This is a genomic window from Chromobacterium sp. LK1 (assembly GCF_001043555.1).
Classification (GTDB): Bacteria; Pseudomonadota; Gammaproteobacteria; order Burkholderiales; family Chromobacteriaceae; genus Chromobacterium; species Chromobacterium aquaticum.
Genome location: NZ_LDUI01000018.1, coordinates 111,112 through 128,473 on the forward strand (window position 1 = coordinate 111,112; position 17,362 = coordinate 128,473).

Annotated in this window: 15 protein-coding genes; 7 read left to right on the forward strand and 8 right to left on the reverse strand. The window is 62.2% G+C overall.

What is annotated here, in order from left to right; genetic code table 11:
* The first annotated feature begins 5 nt into the window (after positions 1 to 5).
* The 6 genes from rfaQ to msbA are packed head-to-tail and all read left to right on the forward strand — an operon-like array spanning position 6 to position 7,549.
* Entirely contained in the window at positions 6 to 1,088 is a 1,083-nt protein-coding gene (rfaQ, locus tag VI26_RS09110) for a putative lipopolysaccharide heptosyltransferase III (protein WP_048409417.1), read from the forward strand.
* Positions 1,085 to 2,230: a glycosyltransferase family 4 protein gene (locus tag VI26_RS09115; RefSeq protein ID WP_048409418.1), complete on the forward strand. Its 1,146-nt coding sequence runs from the start codon at positions 1,085 to 1,087 to the stop codon at positions 2,228 to 2,230. Before rfaQ ends, VI26_RS09115 begins: the two co-directional genes overlap by 4 nt.
* Positions 2,231 to 2,253: 23 nt before the next feature.
* Positions 2,254 to 3,372, forward strand: coding sequence for a glycosyltransferase family 9 protein (locus tag VI26_RS09120; RefSeq protein ID WP_053074335.1), 1,119 nt, complete (start codon positions 2,254 to 2,256; stop codon positions 3,370 to 3,372).
* Positions 3,365 to 4,636, forward strand: a complete 1,272-nt coding sequence (locus tag VI26_RS09125; RefSeq protein ID WP_048409419.1) for an O-antigen ligase — start codon at positions 3,365 to 3,367, stop codon at positions 4,634 to 4,636. Before VI26_RS09120 ends, VI26_RS09125 begins: the two co-directional genes overlap by 8 nt.
* Positions 4,633 to 5,736, forward strand: coding sequence for a glycosyltransferase family 4 protein (locus VI26_RS09130; protein ID WP_048409420.1), 1,104 nt, complete (start codon positions 4,633 to 4,635; stop codon positions 5,734 to 5,736). The genes VI26_RS09125 and VI26_RS09130 overlap by 4 nt, the downstream gene beginning before the upstream one ends.
* Before the next feature lie 52 nt (positions 5,737 to 5,788).
* Positions 5,789 to 7,549, forward strand: a complete 1,761-nt coding sequence (msbA, locus tag VI26_RS09135; RefSeq protein WP_048409421.1) for a lipid A export permease/ATP-binding protein MsbA — start codon at positions 5,789 to 5,791, stop codon at positions 7,547 to 7,549.
* A gap of 69 nt (positions 7,550 to 7,618) precedes the next feature.
* Here the strand turns inward: msbA and VI26_RS09140 are convergent, their stop codons facing one another.
* The 8 genes from VI26_RS09140 to VI26_RS09175 all read right to left on the reverse strand — a co-directional run bounded on the left by VI26_RS09140 (position 7,619) and on the right by VI26_RS09175 (position 14,797).
* Positions 7,619 to 8,080, reverse strand: coding sequence for a FimV family protein (locus VI26_RS09140; RefSeq protein ID WP_231580988.1), 462 nt, complete (start codon positions 8,078 to 8,080; stop codon positions 7,619 to 7,621).
* A gap of 118 nt (positions 8,081 to 8,198) precedes the next feature.
* The gene (gene aroB, locus VI26_RS09145) at positions 8,199 to 9,278 is read right to left on the reverse strand and encodes a 3-dehydroquinate synthase (protein WP_048409422.1); all 1,080 of its coding nucleotides are present in this window, start codon (positions 9,276 to 9,278) and stop codon (positions 8,199 to 8,201) included.
* Positions 9,279 to 9,280: 2 nt separating this feature from the next.
* A complete protein-coding gene (gene aroK, locus VI26_RS09150; protein WP_048409423.1) occupies positions 9,281 to 9,841 on the reverse strand; it encodes a shikimate kinase AroK in 561 nt (186 codons plus the stop codon).
* 70 nt (positions 9,842 to 9,911) lie between these two features.
* Positions 9,912 to 12,035 carry a type IV pilus secretin PilQ gene (gene pilQ / locus VI26_RS09155; protein ID WP_048409424.1) on the reverse strand — a complete coding sequence of 708 codons (2,124 nt, stop codon included), beginning with the start codon at positions 12,033 to 12,035 and terminating at the stop codon, positions 9,912 to 9,914.
* Complete coding sequence (locus VI26_RS09160; RefSeq protein ID WP_048409425.1) at positions 12,032 to 12,550, reverse strand: pilus assembly protein PilP; 519 nt, start codon at positions 12,548 to 12,550, stop codon at positions 12,032 to 12,034. Before VI26_RS09160 ends, pilQ begins: the two co-directional genes overlap by 4 nt.
* Positions 12,551 to 12,561: 11 nt before the next feature.
* Positions 12,562 to 13,173 (reverse strand): type 4a pilus biogenesis protein PilO, encoded by a 612-nt coding sequence (locus VI26_RS09165; RefSeq protein ID WP_048409426.1) that lies wholly within the window; start codon positions 13,171 to 13,173, stop codon positions 12,562 to 12,564.
* Entirely contained in the window at positions 13,170 to 13,760 is a 591-nt protein-coding gene (locus VI26_RS09170; RefSeq protein WP_048409427.1) for a PilN domain-containing protein, read from the reverse strand. The genes VI26_RS09165 and VI26_RS09170 overlap by 4 nt, the downstream gene beginning before the upstream one ends.
* Positions 13,760 to 14,797, reverse strand: a complete 1,038-nt coding sequence (locus VI26_RS09175) for a pilus assembly protein PilM (RefSeq protein ID WP_231580989.1) — start codon at positions 14,795 to 14,797, stop codon at positions 13,760 to 13,762. Before VI26_RS09175 ends, VI26_RS09170 begins: the two co-directional genes overlap by 1 nt.
* Before the next feature lie 364 nt (positions 14,798 to 15,161).
* Here VI26_RS09175 and VI26_RS09180 point away from each other — a divergent pair, with 364 nt between their 5' ends.
* Positions 15,162 to 17,351 (forward strand): penicillin-binding protein 1A, encoded by a 2,190-nt coding sequence (locus VI26_RS09180; RefSeq protein ID WP_231580990.1) that lies wholly within the window; start codon positions 15,162 to 15,164, stop codon positions 17,349 to 17,351.
* Positions 17,352 to 17,362 lie beyond the last annotated feature (11 nt).

The window sequence follows — 17,362 nt, forward strand, 5'->3', positions numbered from 1 at the left end:
TTTTTATGCTGAACGATCCCATCGACCTGAACGCCGTGCGGCGCGTGCTTGTCATCAAGCTGCGCCACCATGGCGACGTGCTGCTGACTTCTCCGCTGTTCGCCGCGCTGCAGCAGCAGGCGCCGCATCTGGAGATCGACGCGCTGGTCTACCACGACACCCGGGAAATGCTGAGCCTGCACCCGGCCATGGGTCAGCTGCACACCATAGACCGCAATTGGAAAAAACTGGGCGTGCTGGGCCAGTGCCGCGCCGAACTGGGCCTGCTGAGCCGCTTGCGCGCTCGCCGTTACGACCTGGTGATCACGCTGACCGAGCATAATCGCGGCGCCTGGCTGGCGCGCCTGCTCGCGCCGCGTTGGTCGGTGGGGCCGGACGGCGATTATGGCCGTTTCTTCAAGAAGAGTTTCAGCCACCGCTATTTGCAGGTGCCGGGCAATCGCCGTCACACCATAGAAATCCACCTGGATGCGTTGCGGCGCATCGGCGTCTACCCAGACGCGGACCAGCGCGGCCTGGTCTTGGTGCCTGGGCATAACGCCGAGGCGACGCTGGCGGCCAAGCTGGCCGAGCGTGGTTTGCGGTCCGGTGAGTACATCCTGGTGCACCCGACCTCGCGCTGGTCGTTCAAGAGCTGGCCGGCGGAGAAAATGAGCGCTCTGATCGACGCCTTGAGCGCGCGTGGCGAACAACTGGTGCTGTCGGCTGCGCCCAGCGCGGAAGAGATGGCGATGATCGCCGAGATCGAAGCGCGCTTGCAACGGCCGGTGGCCAGCCTGGCCGGTCAGCTGAGCCTGAAAGAGCTGGCGGCGGCGATAGACCAGGCGCGCTTGTATATCGGCGTGGATTCGGTGCCCATGCATATCGCCTCGGCGATGAAGACGCCTTGCGTCGCGCTGTTCGGCCCGTCCGGCGATGTCGAATGGGGTCCGTGGCAGGTGCCGCACCGGGTGGTGTCGGAGCCCATGCCCTGTCGTCCTTGCGGCAACGCCGGCTGCGGCGGTGGCTGGCAAAGCGAATGCCTGCAGCGCATCGAAGTGGGGACGGTGCTGGCGGCGGTGGACGCGGTATTGAGGGAAAGCGTGTGAAGCGACTGGCGATTATCCGGCAGAAATACAATCCGGCTGGGGGCGCGGAGCGCATCGTCAGCGCCATCGTCAAGCAATTGCAAGCCGGCGGCGAGCTCAGCCCGCTGTTGATCAGCCGCAATTGGGAAAGCCTGCCAGGCGTGGAGGCGCTGCGGGTCAAACCGTTCTACGTGGGCAGCGTCTGGCGCGACTGGGGCTTTGCCCGCGCCGCGCGTGCCGCGTGGCGACAGGCGGGCGCCGACCTGGTGCAATCGCACGAGCGCATCCCCGGCTGCCATGTGTTTCGCGCCGGCGACGGCGTGCACGCGGCCTGGCTGGACGCGCGCCTGGAAGGGCGGCCATGGTGGCGACGGCTGAGCACTTTCTGCAACCCTTATCATCATTACATGCTGCGCACCGAGCGCGCGATGTTCCGGCATTCGGCGCTGCGCGCGGTGATCTGCAATTCGGCCTTGGTGCGCGACGACGTGGTCGGCCGTTTCGGCGTGGACCCACGGCGCTGCGCGGTGATTCACAACGGGGTGGACAGCGATTTCTTCAATCCGGCCGCCGCGCGCGAGCAGCGCGCCGTGCTGCGCGAGCAATACGGCATTCCACCGCAGGCGCCGGTGCTGGTCTATGTCGGCTCCGGCTTCGAACGCAAGGGCGTGGCCCAGGCGCTGCGCGCCATTGCGCCGCACGCGGCCGTACATCTGGTAGTGGTCGGTGGCGACAAGAAGCTGGCGCATTATCAGCATCTGGCGGCGCAGCTGGGGGTGTCCGAGCGCGCGCATTTCACCGGCCCGCAGCGCGATGTGCGCAGCCACTATGGGCTGGCGGACGGCTTTATTCTGCCCACCGTGTACGAGCCCTTCGGCTCGGTGGTGGGTGAGGCGATGGCCTGCGGATTGCCGGTGCTGACCAGTACTCGCTGCGGCGGCGCGGAGCTGCTGGAACCTGGACTGACTGGTTGGCTGGCCGCGGCGCGTGACGACGAGGCCTGGCGGCGCAATGTGGCGGCCTGGCTGGCCGTGCGCGACGATTGGCAGCGTCGAGGCGAACTGGCGCGCGAGCGCGTGCGCGGTTTGAGTGAGGCGCATATGGTGGCGCAGATGTTGGCGCTGTATCGCGATTTGCTGTCCGCCGAAGAGGCATCGAGATGAGGCCGGGACGTTTTCCCGGACGCTTGCTGATTTTCGCGGCGCTATTGCTGCGTCTGCCCTTGCAGTGGCTGCGCCGCAAGCCGAGCGCTGCGCGCACACGCCGAGTGCTGATCCTGCATCAATTCCTGTTGGGCGATGCTTTGATGGCGACCAGCCTGTTGGCCAAGGCGCGTGAGCAGTTCCCCGGGGCGGAGATCGTGCTGGCTTGCCCGCCGGGGCAGGCGCCCTTGTATGCGACGCGGCCATACGGTATCCGTGCCTTGGCCTGGCAGCCGCGCGATTTCGCCTCAATCCGGCGACTGTTCGCCGAAGCGCGTTTCGACATCGTTTACTTGATGGGCGAGAACCGGCTCAGCTTCCTCGCCCGCGCCATCGGTGCGCGTTGGGTGGTTGGCTTTGCTGGTGAAACACCACGCTACAAGAACTGGCTGCTGGACGAGGCGGTGGCGTATGCGGATCAGCCGGAAGCCTGGACCGATACCGCCGCGCGCTTGATTGACGGCCCCGAGCCCCAGCCGTTTCGTTTGCAGGATTGGCCGGTAGCAGTTGAAGGGTTGCCGCCCGTGCCGCCGCGCTTCGTCGTGCTGCATGTTGGCGCGAGTTCGGCGACCCGCTTCTGGCCCGCGGCCAGTTGGAACCGGGTCGCGGCCACGGTCCGGGCTTGCGGCTGCGTGGTGCTATGGTCATGCGGACCGGGAGAGCTGCATTTGCTGTCGGCCGTCGAGGCGGGGCCGGACGATATCGTGATGGCCGGCACGCTGAGCCTGGCGCAATTGCGCGCGGTGTTGAGCCGCGCCCGCGCCTGCGTGTGTCCGGACACCGGCATTGCGCATCTGGCCAAAGTGGCGGGCGCGCCTTTGCTGATGCTGTTTGGGCCGGGCAGTGAGACTTTGTTCGGCGCAAGCCGGTTTTTCGCCGGCTTCACCTGCGTAGGCGTTGGCCCGGCGTGGTTTCCCTGTCGCAATCAGCGCAGCGTGCATTATCGCGATGTCGATTGGGCCTTGCGCTGCTCGCGCCAGGCTGGAACCGAGGCCGGTCGTTGTCCGGATGCTCAATGCATGAGGGCGATTCCTGTGCAGGCGGTGCAGATGGCGCTTGCTGGTTTATTGGATGGGAAAGTCGTGGGGAATAATAATGACTGAGTTTGACTTGAAGCCGGCGCAGCCGCGCTGGCGTAGCGTGCATTGCTTGTTGCTGGGCTGCGTATTTCTATTCTTCGCCACGGGCATGACGGTCAAGGGCGGCACCAATATCTTTCTGTTTCTGGCGACCTTGCTCTCCCTGCCCTTATTGAAGGATGGAGTCTATAACCGCTGGAGCTGGAGCCTGCTGCTGGTATTCGCGCTGCCGCTGGCGTTTACGGCGGCCCAGCTGGTGTTAGGTATGCCCATGGTTGAGCACAAGGCGATGGATGCGCCGTCGCGCTTCTTCTTGGCTGCCATCTGTCTGTTCGCATTGGCTCGTTTAAGTGGCAGGAAGCTGGCTCTAGCTTGTTGGGGAGCCTTGTTCGGTGCCTTGGGTACGATGGTATGGGGTTATGTTAGCACCCATATCCCTGAATATTATTGGGCGGATGGAAGTCGGGCGTGGAATCAGTTCAGTAATCCCATTCCCTTCGGTGTCTTGTCGGTGATGCTGGGCTTCATCGCCTTGGCTTTGCCGTTGTCGCCGCAATGGGCCAAGTGGAAAAGCCTGCTGTGGGCGGCCAAGTTACTGGGTTTGCTTGCCGGCCTGGTCGCCGCTTATTGCTCCGGTTCGCGGGCTCCGTTTCTGATCGCGCCACCACTACTGTTGGTTGCCTTGTTGGGCATGTCGCACTGGCGCGCGGGTCGGGTTCTGGGGGTACTGGTTGTGATACTACTGTTAGCGGGTGGGCTGGTGATGTCGACGCCGAATCGCCTGCATGAGCGTATTAATGAAGGTATCCACGATTTGAGTGTCTATCAGCAGAGTCCAGATTCCTCAATGGGGACGCGGCTGGTGATGTGGCAGCAGGCAATCGACATTATCCGCAAACATCCGTTAGCTGGGGTCGGCAAGCAAGGCTATTTCAACGAGGTCAACGCTAGGATCAAGCAGGGCACGGCTCCGGACCTCATTCGCAAAGCTCCGCATCCGCATAATGAGATCTTGAACATGGGGGTGGAAATGGGCGTGCCTGGAGTCGCTGTGGGGTTGTTACTGTTCTTACTGCCTGCTGCCTTGTTCTTCCCCCGGTTGCGTGCAAACGACGAATGGACCCGCTTCGCGGCAACGGGCGGCAGCATGGTGGTGGCGGGCCAGTTCACAGCAGGCCTGATGGATACTTATTTCTGGATCGTGTCGCAGACCGCGTTCTATGGCATGTTGGTGGCGGTGTTCGCCGCCATCATCCTGGCGCGGCGGCGGGAGTTGGCGGCAGCATGAGTGTTAGCGTGCTGTTCACCGAGTCTTCCTCCAATGTCGGCGGCCAGGAACTGCAGCTGATGCAGCAGATGCGCGAGCTGGGGGAGCGAGGGTTCAGGCCGATGCTGGCCTGCCGGCCGCAGAGCCGGGTGATGGAGGTCGCGTGTCAGCGCGGACTTGAGGTGTTGCCGCTGCGTTTTCGCAACAGCCTGCACCTGCCATCCATTCTCGCGCTACATGGTTGGATGCGACGTCATCGTCCGCGACTGGCCATCTGCCATAGCGGTCACGACAGCAATAATCTGGCCATTGCCGCGCGGCTGATGGGGCGTGGCCGGCCTTTCCTGCTGCGCTCGCGCACCTATCAGCCGGGCAAGGCCTCGGCCTGGAGCTATAACCAGCTGGTGGACGCGACCATGTTGCCCAGCGCTTATTTGAAGCGTTGCTTGTTGGAGAATCCGGCGATACGGGCCGACAAACTGCATGTGGTCTACCCCGGCATCGATTTCGCCGCCCTGGATCAGGCCGCCGCGCAGCCCTTGCCGGCAGCGTTGGAGCAATGGTTGTCCCGTTCTTCCGGTCCTCTGCTGGTGCAGGCGGCGATGCTGCGCGGCGAAAAGGGACATAGGACGGTGTTGGCGGCCTTGGCCTTGTTGAAGGACAAGTGGCCCGATGTGCGTTATCTGATCGCTGGAGAAGGGCCGGAGCAGCAGGCGATCGCCGAACTGGCGCGGCAGTTGGGCTTGCAGGATAGAGTCTTGCTCGCCGGCGTGGTCAGCCCGGTGGCGGCCTTGTTGGCGCGCGCCGACCTGGTCTTGATGCCATCCAGCTACGAGCCCTTAGGCATGTCGCAGATCGAGGCGCTGGGCTTGGGTGTTCCGGTGCTTGCCAGCGACACCGGAGGCATTCCGGAAACCATGCGCCACGGTGAAACCGGAATGCTGGTGGCTCCGGAGGATAGCGCCGCCTGGGCGGCGGCTATCGATCAAGCTCTGACCCAGCCGGCGCTGATGAAAGCCTGGGCGCAAGCCGGACGCGACGATGTGCGTTCGCGCTTCGCCCCTGAGCGGAATTTGCGGCAGATCCTGACCTTGAGCGGATTGGACGCGATGGGCGTTTGATGCCCATGTTGATGACCGCCCGCGCATGCGGGCATTGTGATGATGGAAACGGATGAAGCATTCTTTGCAAAGCAATTGGGCGATCTATCGTCGCTTGCTGGGGTATTTGGGCCGCTACTGGAAGGTATTCCTGATCTCGCTGGTGTCGATGACGGTGGCGGCGCTGACCGAGCCGGCCTTCGCTCGACTGATGAAGCCGCTCATCGACAGCGGCTTCGTCAATCGCGATCCAGAAGCCATCGCCTGGGTGCCCTTGGCCATCATCGGCGTATTCGCGGTGCGTGGCGTCACCAGCTTCATCAATGAATACACCTCAAGCTGGCTGACCGGCCACTTGGTGCAGACGCTGCGAGAGCAGATGTTCGCCAAGATGCTGCGTCTGCCGGTGCAGTACTACGCCGACAATCAATCGGGCCGCTTAGTGTCGCGGGTTTCCTACGATGTCAATCAGGTCACCGAGGCCGGCTTCAGCGTGATCACGGTCACGGTCAAGGATGGCGTCACCGCGGTCAGCCTGCTGGCCTGGCTGCTGTATATAGATTGGCAGCTGACCTTGATCTGCCTGCTGGTGTTGCCGGTGGTGTCCTTGTGCATGCGGGTGGTGGGCAAGCGCTTGCGCAATCTGTCGCGCGAGAATCAGCAGAACATGGCCTTGCTGACCCAGGTGCTGGGCGAAGGCATCGATTGTCAGCGCGTGATCAAGGTTTATGGCGGCGAGGCGCGCGAGAGCCGGCGTTTCCACCAGGCGGCGGCCGCGATTCGGCGCAACGCGGTCAAGCAGAGCGCGGCCACCTCGGCCAATACCGGCCTGACCCAATTGATGATAGCTTGCGCGCTGGCGGCCATTCTGTATTTCGCCACGCTGCGTGCCCAGGGCGGGGCTTTCACCGCCGGCGATTTCATGTCCTTTCTGACCGCGATGATGCTGTTGTTCGCACCGGTCAAGCGTATCACCGGCATTGCCCAGGCGATGCAGCGCGGCTTGGCCGCGGCGGAGTCGGTATTTGAATTCCTCGATCTGCCGGAAGAGCCGGATCATGGTCATACCGCCTTACCGAGCACACGCGCCAAGCTTTCCCTGTCTCAGGTGGGCTTTCGCTACCCATCGGCGGAGCGCCAGATCTTGCGCGACATCAATCTGCAGGTGCAGCCTGGAGAGACCGTGGCCTTGGTGGGCTCGTCCGGCAGCGGCAAGACCACGCTGGTCAGCCTGATTCCACGTTTTTACGACCCGGATCATGGCGAGATCCGCCTGGATGATGTGCGGCTGCAGGATATTCCCTTGCATGAACTGCGTCGGCATATCGCGTTGGTCAGCCAGGACGTGGTGCTATTCAACGACAGTGTCGCCGCCAATATCGCCTACGGTGTTGACGAAGTCAGCCGTGAGGCCTTGGTGGAAGCCGCGCGCGCGGCCAATGCGCTGGAGTTCATCGAGGCGATGCCGGAAGGCTTCGACACCTTGATCGGCGAAAACGGCGTGCGCCTGTCCGGTGGCCAGCGCCAGCGGCTGGCGATCGCCCGCGCCTTGTTGAAGAACGCGCCGCTGTTGATTCTGGATGAGGCGACATCGGCCTTGGATACCCAATCCGAGCGCCTGGTGCAGAACGCGCTGGAAAACCTGATGAAGAACCGCACCACCATCGTGATCGCCCACCGTTTGTCTACGATCGAGAGCGCCGACCGCATCGTGGTGATGCACCAAGGCGAGATCGCCGAAGAGGGCACGCATGCGCAGCTGATCGCGCGCGCGGGACTCTACGCCAAGCTGCATAGCTTGCAGTTCAAGGATGAGGATGCGGCGGAGGACTGAGCATTTGCGACGGCGATAATAAAACGGCCAAGGCATCCGCCTTGGCTGTTTTGTATTGAGGAATACGGTTCAGAGCTTGACTTCGAACAGCGGATCTTGCGGCGCTAGGCGGCGGCCGTTTTCCTGTATGGTGTGCCAGACCGGCTGGCCTTGGACTTGCGCTTGAACATCGCGCGCCAGCAAGCAGTAGGCCTCGCGGTTGCATTCGCTGGAATAGGCTCGCAGCAGCGTGACTTTTGCCGGCAGGTCATCCGGATTGTCGCGCAGCGAGTCTTTCAGCACCCGCACCGCATCGCTGGTGCGGCCATAGGCGAGAAAGACCTCGGCTTCTCCCACCGGGTCAATGCCGCGCTGACGCGGCTTGGTGTAGCGTAATTTCTTCCATAAGAATCGCAGGGCGTAGTAACTTGCCATCAGTCCGAAGCTGGCGGCAAACGCGCTCAACGCAACCATGTGGTCTCCCCTTCCGCTTTGCGGCGAATTGATTCCGCTGGCAAACCCCGTCGCGTTGTGCGCTATGGCCTCAATCACGATGCCGGATATTGCCCGCAGTCGTTCTCATCTCCAGTAGATTCATTATTCTGATGAAGTGGCGCGAGCGGCAATCCGTAAAAATCCTTATCGAATCTGTACTTATATTGTTTTCGCTCTAACTGTTTTCATTCAGTATTTTTTCGAGTATCGCAGAGGATAAGCCTGGCTGGATAGCGGCTTGGCCCAATTGTTGCAATAGCACAAAGCGGATGGTGCCTGCCTCGACCTTCTTGTCATGGCTCATCAACTCCAGCCAGCGCGCCAGCGGCATGGCCGGGCTCTTCACCGGCAGGCCAGCCGCGGCGATCAGCGCGCGCACGCGCTCAAGCTCCGCCGGCGTGAGCCAGCCCAGCTCGGCGGAGGCGGCCGCTGCCAGCACCATGCCGGCGCCGACGGCCTCGCCATGCAACCAGACGCCGTAGCCCAGGCCGGCCTCGATGGCGTGGCCGAAGGTGTGGCCGAGGTTGAGCAAGGCGCGCACGCCTTGTTCTTTTTCATCCTGGCCGACGATGTCCGCCTTCATTTCGCAGCTGCGCTTGACCGCGTATTGCAGCGCGTCGGGGTCGCGCGCGCGCAACCGCGGCATATTGTCTTCCAGCCAGCTGAGAAAGGCGGCGTCTCCGAGCAGGCCGTATTTGATCACTTCGGCGAGACCGGCGGACAGTTCACGCTCAGGCAGGGTATCCAGCAGCGACATATCGGCGATCACCGCTTGTGGCTGATAGAAGGCGCCTATCATATTCTTGCCCTGCGGGTGGTTGATCGCGGTCTTGCCGCCAACGGAGGAATCGACTTGCGCCAGCAGGGTGGTGGGGATCTGGATGAAGGGCGCTCCGCGCTGATAGCAGGCGGCGGCGAAGCCGGTCATGTCGCCGATGACGCCGCCGCCCAGCGCGATCAGGGTGGTCTTGCGCTCGGCATTGCGCGACAGCAATGCGTCGAAAATCAGATTCAGCGTGTTCCAGTCCTTGTGCCGCTCGCCGTCCGGCAGCACGATGGAGAAGGATTCTATCTGGTGCTGGGTCAGCGCTTGTTGCAGCCGGGCCAGATACAGCGGCGCCACGGTCTCGTTGCTGACGATGGCGACCTTGGGCAAGGGTAGATGCGGTAGCAGCAATTCGACCTGTTCCAGCAAGTCCCGGCCAATGTGAATAGGGTAACGGGTATCAGGCAGGATCAGGTCTAGGCTTATCACAATCAGCTTCCTTGTGCGGGGCGGTGTTTGGGGGGGAGACCAGCCAGTTGCTCCATTAGGCGCGCAACCAACAGGCTGACATTCTGTTGCGTGGTGTCGACGACGATGTCGGCCACTTCGCGGTAGAGCGGGTCGCGCTCCTGGAACAGGCTTTCCAGTTTGGCGCGTGGATCGGCGATCTGCAGCAGTGGGCGGTTTTTGTCGTGCAGGGTGCGGGCGAGCAGATCGTCTATCGTCGCGCGCAGATAGATCACGGTGCCGTGGGCCGACAGGCAGGCGCGGTTTTGCGGACGGATGACGGCGCCGCCGCCGGTGGCCAGCACGATATTGTCCAGGCGGGCTAGGTCGGCGATGACCGAGGTTTCCCGGTCGCGGAAGCGCAACTCGCCTTCGATGTCGAAGATGGTGGCCACGCGCACGCCGGTTCTGGCCTCGATCTCGTGGTCAGAATCGTAAAAGGTTCTGTCGGTGCGACGTGCCAGTGCGCGGCCCACCGTGGTCTTGCCCGCGCCCATCAAGCCGACCAGAAAAAAATTGCCTGCCAGTTTCTCCATGGCAGGCATTGTAGCCGAGCTTGGCCGCTCTGTCTTTCGGCGTCGCAGCAGCGTGAAAACGGCGGCAGGCGCCGCCGTTTTACTGATTGTTGCCGCTCAGATCGTCGACCACCCTGGGGGTGATGAAGACCAGCAACTCGGTACGGTTATCGTATTTTTGTGAACTGCGGAACAAGGCGCCCAGGATGGGAATATCACCCAGCAGCGGCACTTTGTTGACGATGTCGCTGATCTGTTGCTGGTAGATGCCGCCAATCACTACCGTGCCGCCATTTTCCACCAGTACCTGGGTGTTGACCTTCTTGGTGTCCAGCGCCGGTGTGCCACCGACGGTCAGCGTGGGGCTGACGCTGTCCTTGTTGACCTTGATGTCCAGCATCACGTGATTGTCCGGTGTGATCTGCGGTTTCACATTCAGGCTGAGCACCGCTTTTTTGAACGAGGTCGAGGTCGCGCCGCTGGACGAGGCTTCCTGGTAGGGGATCTCGGTGCCTTGTTCTATCGTGGCTTCCTGCCGGTCCGCGGTCATGATGCGCGGACTGGAGATTACCCGTCCCTTGTTCTCGGTCTGCAGCGCCTGTAGTTCAAGGCCGATGATGGCGGACTTGCCCACGCTGTAGAGCGCGGTCAGCGAGCCGGCGGGGTTGGTGATGGGCAGGTTGACGCCGGGGGCAATGACATAGGGCGTCTGCGTGGCATTGCCGACGATGCCCATCCTCCCGTTGGCGTTGGTGATGGCGTTGGTGAGGCCGCCGCCGGAAATGATGCCGTTGCTGGTTACCCGGTCGTAGGACAGTTTGACGCCCAGATTGCGGCTCCAGTTGTCGGTGGCCTCAACGATGCGCGCCTCGATCAGCACCTGTTTCACTGGCACATCGGTCTTGCCTATGATGTCGCGGATCTTGTCTATGGTGCTGCCGGTGTCGTTGATGATCAGCGTATTGGTTTTGGGGTCGATCAGCGCGCTGCCGCGCTCGGTCAGGATGCTTTCCTTCTTGCCGGTGGTATTCGTGCCGTCCAGCACCTTCTTGAAGTCCTCGGCCGAGCGGTAGCGCAGCACGAAGGTTTCCGAGCGCACCGGCTCCAGCGTGGCCAGTTGCTGTCTGGCTTCCTGCACTTGCTTGTCGCGCGCCAGCAATTCCTCGCGCGGCGCGATCTGGATGATGTTGCCGGCGCGACGTTGATCCAGGCCCTTGGTTTGCAGGATCAGGTCCAAGGCCTGGTCCCAGGGCACGTCCTTCAATCGCAGCGTGATATTGCCGCTCACCGTGTCGCTGGTGACGATATTGAGGCCGGTGAATTCGGCGATCACCTGCAAGACGGTGCGCACTTCTATGTTCTGGAAATTCAGCGACAGCTTGTCGCCCTTATATTGCGGCTTTTGATTGTTGTCGGCGGCGCTGGCGGATTCGGGCGTCGGCCGTCTTACTTCCACCACCAATTGGCCATCGGTCTGGTAGGAGGAGAAGTCCCAATCGCCCTGGGGCTGAATCTGGATGCGGCTGTTGCCGCCCTGGTTGCGGGCATCGATCTTGGCCACCGGGGTGCCGAAGTCGGCAACATCCAGCCGGCGCTGGTTCTGCCTATCCAGTTGCGCGCCCAGCACGTCGACCAGCAGCTGCTTGCCTTCGCGACGGATATCGACCGGGGTGCTGGCGGAGGGCAACTTGATTTCCACCCGGCCCTCGCCATTCTTGCCGCGACGGAAGTCCAGCGCCAGGGCTGGAGCATTGGCGGCCAGCGGCTGGCTGGGGCGCGCGGCGACTTGGGCGCCGACGGCGGGTCGTTCCACCGGTGTCGCGGATTGGGCGGCGCTGCCCAGGTTCGGATTCAGCGTGACCAGCAGCATATTGCCGGACACGGTGCTGCTGTACAGCGCATTGCGGCTCAGGCTCAGCACCAGCCGCGAGCGGCCGTTGGCCTCCACCGCCACCGCCGATTTGACCAGCGAGCCGCCCAGGTCCTGTTGCGGCTTGGCCATTTTGACGCTGGCGCCGGCGAAATCGAAGGCGATGCGCGGGGGATTGGCGATCGCGAAACTATTGGGCTGAACCGCGGGACCATCGAAGCTGATTTTCAGCACTTGCTGATCGCCGTCGCCGTTCGCCAGCTGGATGGCGGTAATCGCGGGCCCGGCGGCGGCGCAGCTGAACAGCAGGGACAGGCCCAGCCCCGACAACAGTTTGATGGAGTGCTTGCTCATTTGTTCTGCCCTTGTTCGTCCAGGTACAGGCTGGTGTTGCGCTGCACCCATTCTCCGTTCAAATCTTCCACGGTTTCAGTCAGTTCGATTTCGGTGTCGCCGATCTTCTTGATCCGGCCGAAATTGGGTCCGACGAAGTTGCCTGCCTGTACCCGGTAGACCGCGCCTTCCGGCGTGCGCACCAGGCCGTAGTTGGTGCCGCTGCGGCGGATGACGCCCACCACCGCCAGCTTGTCCAGATCATAGCTTTCCAGCGCCTCGCGCGGCCGCTTCATATCCGGCGCGTTGGCCTGGTTCTGATTCTTGGCCGCGGCCAGTTTTTGCGCGTTGAACGGGTCGAGCAAGTCGAAAGCCTGGTAGGCGAAGGGCTGATAAGACTGTGCCTGCGGCAGCGGCTCAATCTGGCCGCGCAAGCCTTGGGTGCTGGTCTGCATCCATAATCGCAGGTCGTCGGTATCGCCGCTGCCGCAGGCGGCGAGCAAGAAGGACAGTACGCAAGCGAGAGTTCTTTTCATGGTGTTGGGACTCACTTGTGGGCGACCGCCTGCGCAGACCGCTCTTCGGGCTCCAGCGCGCGGAAGGTTTTGGCGGTGGCATCCATGGTCAGGCGGGCGCCTTTGGTGTCCGGAGTCAGGCTGATGTCGGAAATGGTGACGATGCGCGACAGCTGCGCCACATCGCTGACGAAGGCGGCGAGGTCGTTATAGCTGCCGGTCAGGCGGATGGTGATCGGCACTTCCGCCATCTCGGCCGTCTTGATTTCGGGATTGGGCCGGAACAGCTCGAACTGTAGCCCGCGGCCGAGACCGGCCTGGTTGATCTCGGTCAATAGCGTGTCCATATTCGACTTGGTCGGCAACTGCTTCAACAACACGCCGAAGGAGGCGTCGATTTCCTTCAACTGCTGTTGCAGCGCGTCCAGGTTGACCGCCTGGCGTTTCTTGTCGAGATAGGTCTGCTTGAGCTGCTCCTCTTGCTGCTTGGCGGCGTTGAGCCGGTCCAGTTCGTCTCCCAGCACGAAGAAATAGCCGAGGCCGATAAAGCAGGCGACCAGTAGCGCCAAGGCGATGGCCTGACCTTGCGCCGGCCAGTTGGCGATATCCTTGGGGTCCAGCGTGCGCAGTTCGTCCAGCGTCATGGCTTGGCTCCCGGTGTGGCGGCGGGCTGGCCGCTCTTGGCCGGAGCGGGTTCGCGCAGGCTGCTGTTCAGGGTGAATTCGTTGACGCGCTGATTATTGATGCTGGAGGCTTTCACCTCGATCAACACCGGGGCGTCGAAGACATTGGACTGCGCCAGGCTGCGCATATAGTTGGAGACGCGGGCGCCGGACAGCGCGTAGCCAGACAGCGTGAACTGGTTGCCGGTCTGCTTGAAGCTTTTCAAGTAGACGCCGTCCGGGGTTTGCCGCACCAGTTGGTCGAATACGTGCACGCCTTCATTGCGGCCCTGTTCCAACCGTTCCACCAATTGCTTGCGCGATAGCAGATCATCGCGCTGCTTCTTCAGCGTGCCGATATTCTTGATCTGATTGTCCAATTGGGCGATTTCGCCTTGCAGGAAGTCATTGCGCTGCTGCTGATGGGACAGCCGGCTGCCGATGATCAGGTAGCTGAGCACCACCAGCGCCAGAGATGCGACCAGGGTTAGGCCCAGCAGCACCTGGAAGCGCAATCTATGCGCGGCTTTCTTTTGTTCGCGGTGCGGAAGCAGGTTGATGCGTATCATCAGTCGAACCTCCGCATGGCCAGTCCACAGGCCACCAGCAACGCGGGCGCGTCCATCAGCAACTCCTTCAGGCGGATATTGCCGGACTGCACCATGGTGCTGAACGGATTGGCTATCATGGTGCTGATCTGGGTGCGGCCGGCGACGGCGTCGTCCAGCCCGGGCAGCATGCTGCAGCCGCCGGCCAGCAGGATGTAGTCGACGCGCAGATATTGCGACACGCTGACCGTGGTGTAGAAGAATTGCAGCGCGCGCTGGATTTCCTGGGCCAGGGAGTCGACGAAGGGGTGCATCAGCTCGGATTCGTAACCGTCCGGCAGGCTCATGCCGCGCTTGCCGCTTTCAGCCTCTTCGTAGCTGATGCCGTAGCGGCGCTGGATGTCGCGCGTCAATTGCTGGCCGCCGAACACCTGTTCGCGGTAATAGACCTGCTGATTATTGCGGATGATATTGCAATGGATGCGGCTGGCGCCGATGTCGAACAAGGCGAAGGTCTGGTTCATGCCCTGTTCCGGCAATTGCTGCTCGATCTGCTCGAAGGCGGTCATCATGGCGAAGGACTCGACGTCCACTACCTGGGCGCGCAGGCCGGCCATTTCCACCACCGCCACGCGCTCCTCCACTTTTTCCTTGCGGGCGGCGCACAGCAGCACTTCCAGGTCATCTATGCTGGCCGGCGCCGGGCCCAGCACCTGATGATCCAGATTCACTTCTTCCAGCGGGAAGGGAATGCTCTGATTGGCTTCTGCTTCGATCAGTTCGGACAGATTGTCGGTCTGGCTGACCGGCACCAGCAGTTTTTTGTAAATCGCCATCGAGGTCGGGATGGCGATAGCGACGTGGCGGGTGGGGCTGCCCAAGCGTTTCCAGGCGCGACGCAGGGTTTCGGCAATGCCTTCTATCTCCACCAGATTACCGTCGCTGATCGCATCCTTGGGCAAGGCTTCGATCACATAGCGCTCGACTTGGCAGTTCTTTCCTGCGCGGGACAGCTCCACCAATTTGATCGCGGTGCTGCTGATATCCAGCCCGAGCATGGGAACGTTCTTGGCTTTCCCCAATCCAAGAGGTTCTAGCCAGGACGGGGCGATTTTAAGTTTGTCGATAAGCATCAGGTGCCTCGATTGGTCCTATGCGACAGTTTTTTGGCGTGTCGCTGCCATTGTTTGTCTTGCGCGCTTTCACAAGACGTTATAATCCGGTTTCCAGTGAAAGCCCATTGTAAATATGCTAAGACGAATCCTCGCAATACTTGCAGGTCTGTTTCTAGGTGGAGCCGTATTGGTTGCTGGCGCAGGCGCCATTGCAATCATCATAACCTACCCTCGCTTGCCGAGTCTTGATGTACTGACGGACTATCGTCCAAAAATCCCGCTTCGCGTTTATTCGGCCGACAATCAATTGATAGGGGAATTTGGCGAGGAGCGTCGTTCGTTTTCCCGCATCCATGAAGTGCCGCAACTGATGAAACAGGCGGTGATGGCGGCCGAGGACGAGCGCTTCTACCAGCACAGCGGCGTCGATTACGTCGGCGTGGTGCGCGCCGCGGTCGGCAATCTGGTGTCCGGCCATGCCCGTTCCGGCGCCAGCACCATCACCATGCAAGTGGCCAAGAATTTCTTCCTGTCCAGCGAAAAAACCTTTACCCGCAAATTCAACGAAGCGCTGCTGGCCTTCAAGATCGAGCACACGCTGACCAAGGACCAGATCCTGGAGTTGTATTTCAACCAGATCTATCTGGGGCAGCGCGCCTATGGCTTCTCCGCCGCGGCCCAGGCCTATTACGGCAAGCCGCTGGCGGATCTGTCTGTGGCTGAAATGGCGATGCTGGCCGGCCTGCCCAAGGCGCCGTCCGCCTACAACCCCATCGTCAATCCGGACCGTGCCCGCCTGCGCCAGCAATACGTGCTGCGCCGGATGCGCGAGCTTAATTTCATCACTCAGGAACAATACGACGCCGCGGTGGCCGAGCCGATGAAGCTTGCTAGCCAGAGCGCGGACAGCAGCAGCCAGCCGGCGCAATATGTGGCGGAAATGGTGCGGCAGGCGATGTACGAGCGTTACAAGGAGTCCGCCTACACCGAGGGCTTCAAGGTCTACACCACGCTGGACAGCCGCCATCAGAAGTGGGCTTACGACGCCTTGCGCGCCGGCCTGGTCGATTACGACCGCAAGATGGGCTATCGCGGCCCGGAAAGCGTGGTGGAGTTGTCCGGCGTGGAAGGCGAGCAGCAGACCGAGGCGCTGGACGACGCGATCAGCGAATTGCGCGACAGCGGCGATATGCTGCCGGCCATCGTGCTGTCCGCCAGCCCGGCGGAAGTTCGTGCTTATATGCGCGGCGGCAAGGTGGCGGTGATCAAGGGCAGCGGCCTGGATTTCGCGCGACGCGCGTTGGGCGGCAAGGTCAGCGCAGCGCAGCAGATCCGTCGCGGTTCGGTGATCCGCATCCGCGCGCATGAAAAAGGCTATTGGGAAATCGTGCAGATGCCGGAGGTGGAAGGCGCTTTCGTGTCGATGGATACCCGCAGCGGCGCGATCCGCTCGCTGGTGGGCGGCTTCGATTTCAACCGCCGCAGCTTCAACCACGTGACCCAGGCCTGGCGTCAGCCCGGTTCCACCTTCAAGCCCTTCATCTACTCCGCCGGCATCGAGCGTGGCCTGACGCCGTCGACGATGATCAACGACGCGCCGTTGTCGGTGGTGGGCGCTGATGGTCAGCGCTGGGAGCCCAAGAACGACAACGGCAAGTTCGCCGGCATGATCACCATGCGCAGCGGCCTGACTCAGTCCAAGAACCTGGTGTCGGTGCGGGTGCTGATGGCGACCGGCACCGATTACGCCCAGCAGTACATCCAGCGTTTCGGCTTTGCCGCCAAACAGCACCCGGCCTACCTGACCATGGCGCTGGGCGCGGGCGCGGTGACGCCGCTGCAAATGGTGGAAGGCTACTCGGTGTTCGCGAATGGCGGCTACCGCAGCAAGGGCTATTTCATTGACCGCATTGAAGACCAGTCCGGCCGCGTGCTGGCCAAGACCGTGCCCACCATCGCCGGCCAGAACGCGCCGCAAGCCATCGATCCGCGCAACGCCTTCATCATGAGTTCCATGCTCAAGGATGTGGTGCGCTACGGCACCGGCTATCGCGCGATGAGCCTGGGTCGCACCGATCTGGCCGGTAAGACCGGTACCACCTCGGACTGGAAGGATGCCTGGTTCGTCGGTTACAACCCCAATCTGGTGGCGGCCGCCTGGGTGGGCTTCGATCAGCCGCGTTCGCTGGGCCGCTACGGCTATGGCGGCACCGCGGCGCTGCCGGTGTGGATCAACTATATGGCCAATGCGCTCAAGGGCCAGCCGGAGGTGGACATGCCGGTGCCGCAGGGCATCGTGGTCAAGGCCGGCGCCGGTCAGCGCGGTGGCGACGAGTACTACTACGAGGAATTCCAGAAGACCAATCCGGAATTGAAAGTGGACAACCACGGCGCGGTGCCGGGCGCCGGCGGCGATGCCAGCGGCGGCACCAGCGAGCCGCAGGACAAGCCCGCCGCGCAGGATGCGGTGGAAAACGTCAAAGATCAGTTGTTCTAGAGGCGTTTTCT

Bases quoted from the DNA above. Each gene is read 5' to 3' on its own strand.
- rfaQ (WP_048409417.1), top strand. From the start codon at position 6: ATGCTGAACGATCCCATCGACCTGAACGCCGTGCGGCGCGTGCTTGTC.
- VI26_RS09125 (WP_048409419.1), top strand. From the start codon at position 3,365: ATGACTGAGTTTGACTTGAAGCCGGCGCAGCCGCGCTGGCGTAGCGTG.
- VI26_RS09130 (WP_048409420.1), top strand. From the start codon at position 4,633: ATGAGTGTTAGCGTGCTGTTCACCGAGTCTTCCTCCAATGTCGGCGGC.
- msbA (WP_048409421.1), top strand. From the start codon at position 5,789: ATGAAGCATTCTTTGCAAAGCAATTGGGCGATCTATCGTCGCTTGCTG.
- aroK (WP_048409423.1), bottom strand. From the start codon at position 9,841: ATGCCTGCCATGGAGAAACTGGCAGGCAATTTTTTTCTGGTCGGCTTG.
- pilQ (WP_048409424.1), bottom strand. From the start codon at position 12,035: ATGAGCAAGCACTCCATCAAACTGTTGTCGGGGCTGGGCCTGTCCCTG.
- VI26_RS09160 (WP_048409425.1), bottom strand. From the start codon at position 12,550: ATGAAAAGAACTCTCGCTTGCGTACTGTCCTTCTTGCTCGCCGCCTGC.
- VI26_RS09165 (WP_048409426.1), bottom strand. From the start codon at position 13,173: ATGACGCTGGACGAACTGCGCACGCTGGACCCCAAGGATATCGCCAAC.
- VI26_RS09170 (WP_048409427.1), bottom strand. From the start codon at position 13,760: ATGATACGCATCAACCTGCTTCCGCACCGCGAACAAAAGAAAGCCGCG.
- VI26_RS09175 (WP_231580989.1), bottom strand. From the start codon at position 14,797: ATGCTCGGGCTGGATATCAGCAGCACCGCGATCAAATTGGTGGAGCTG.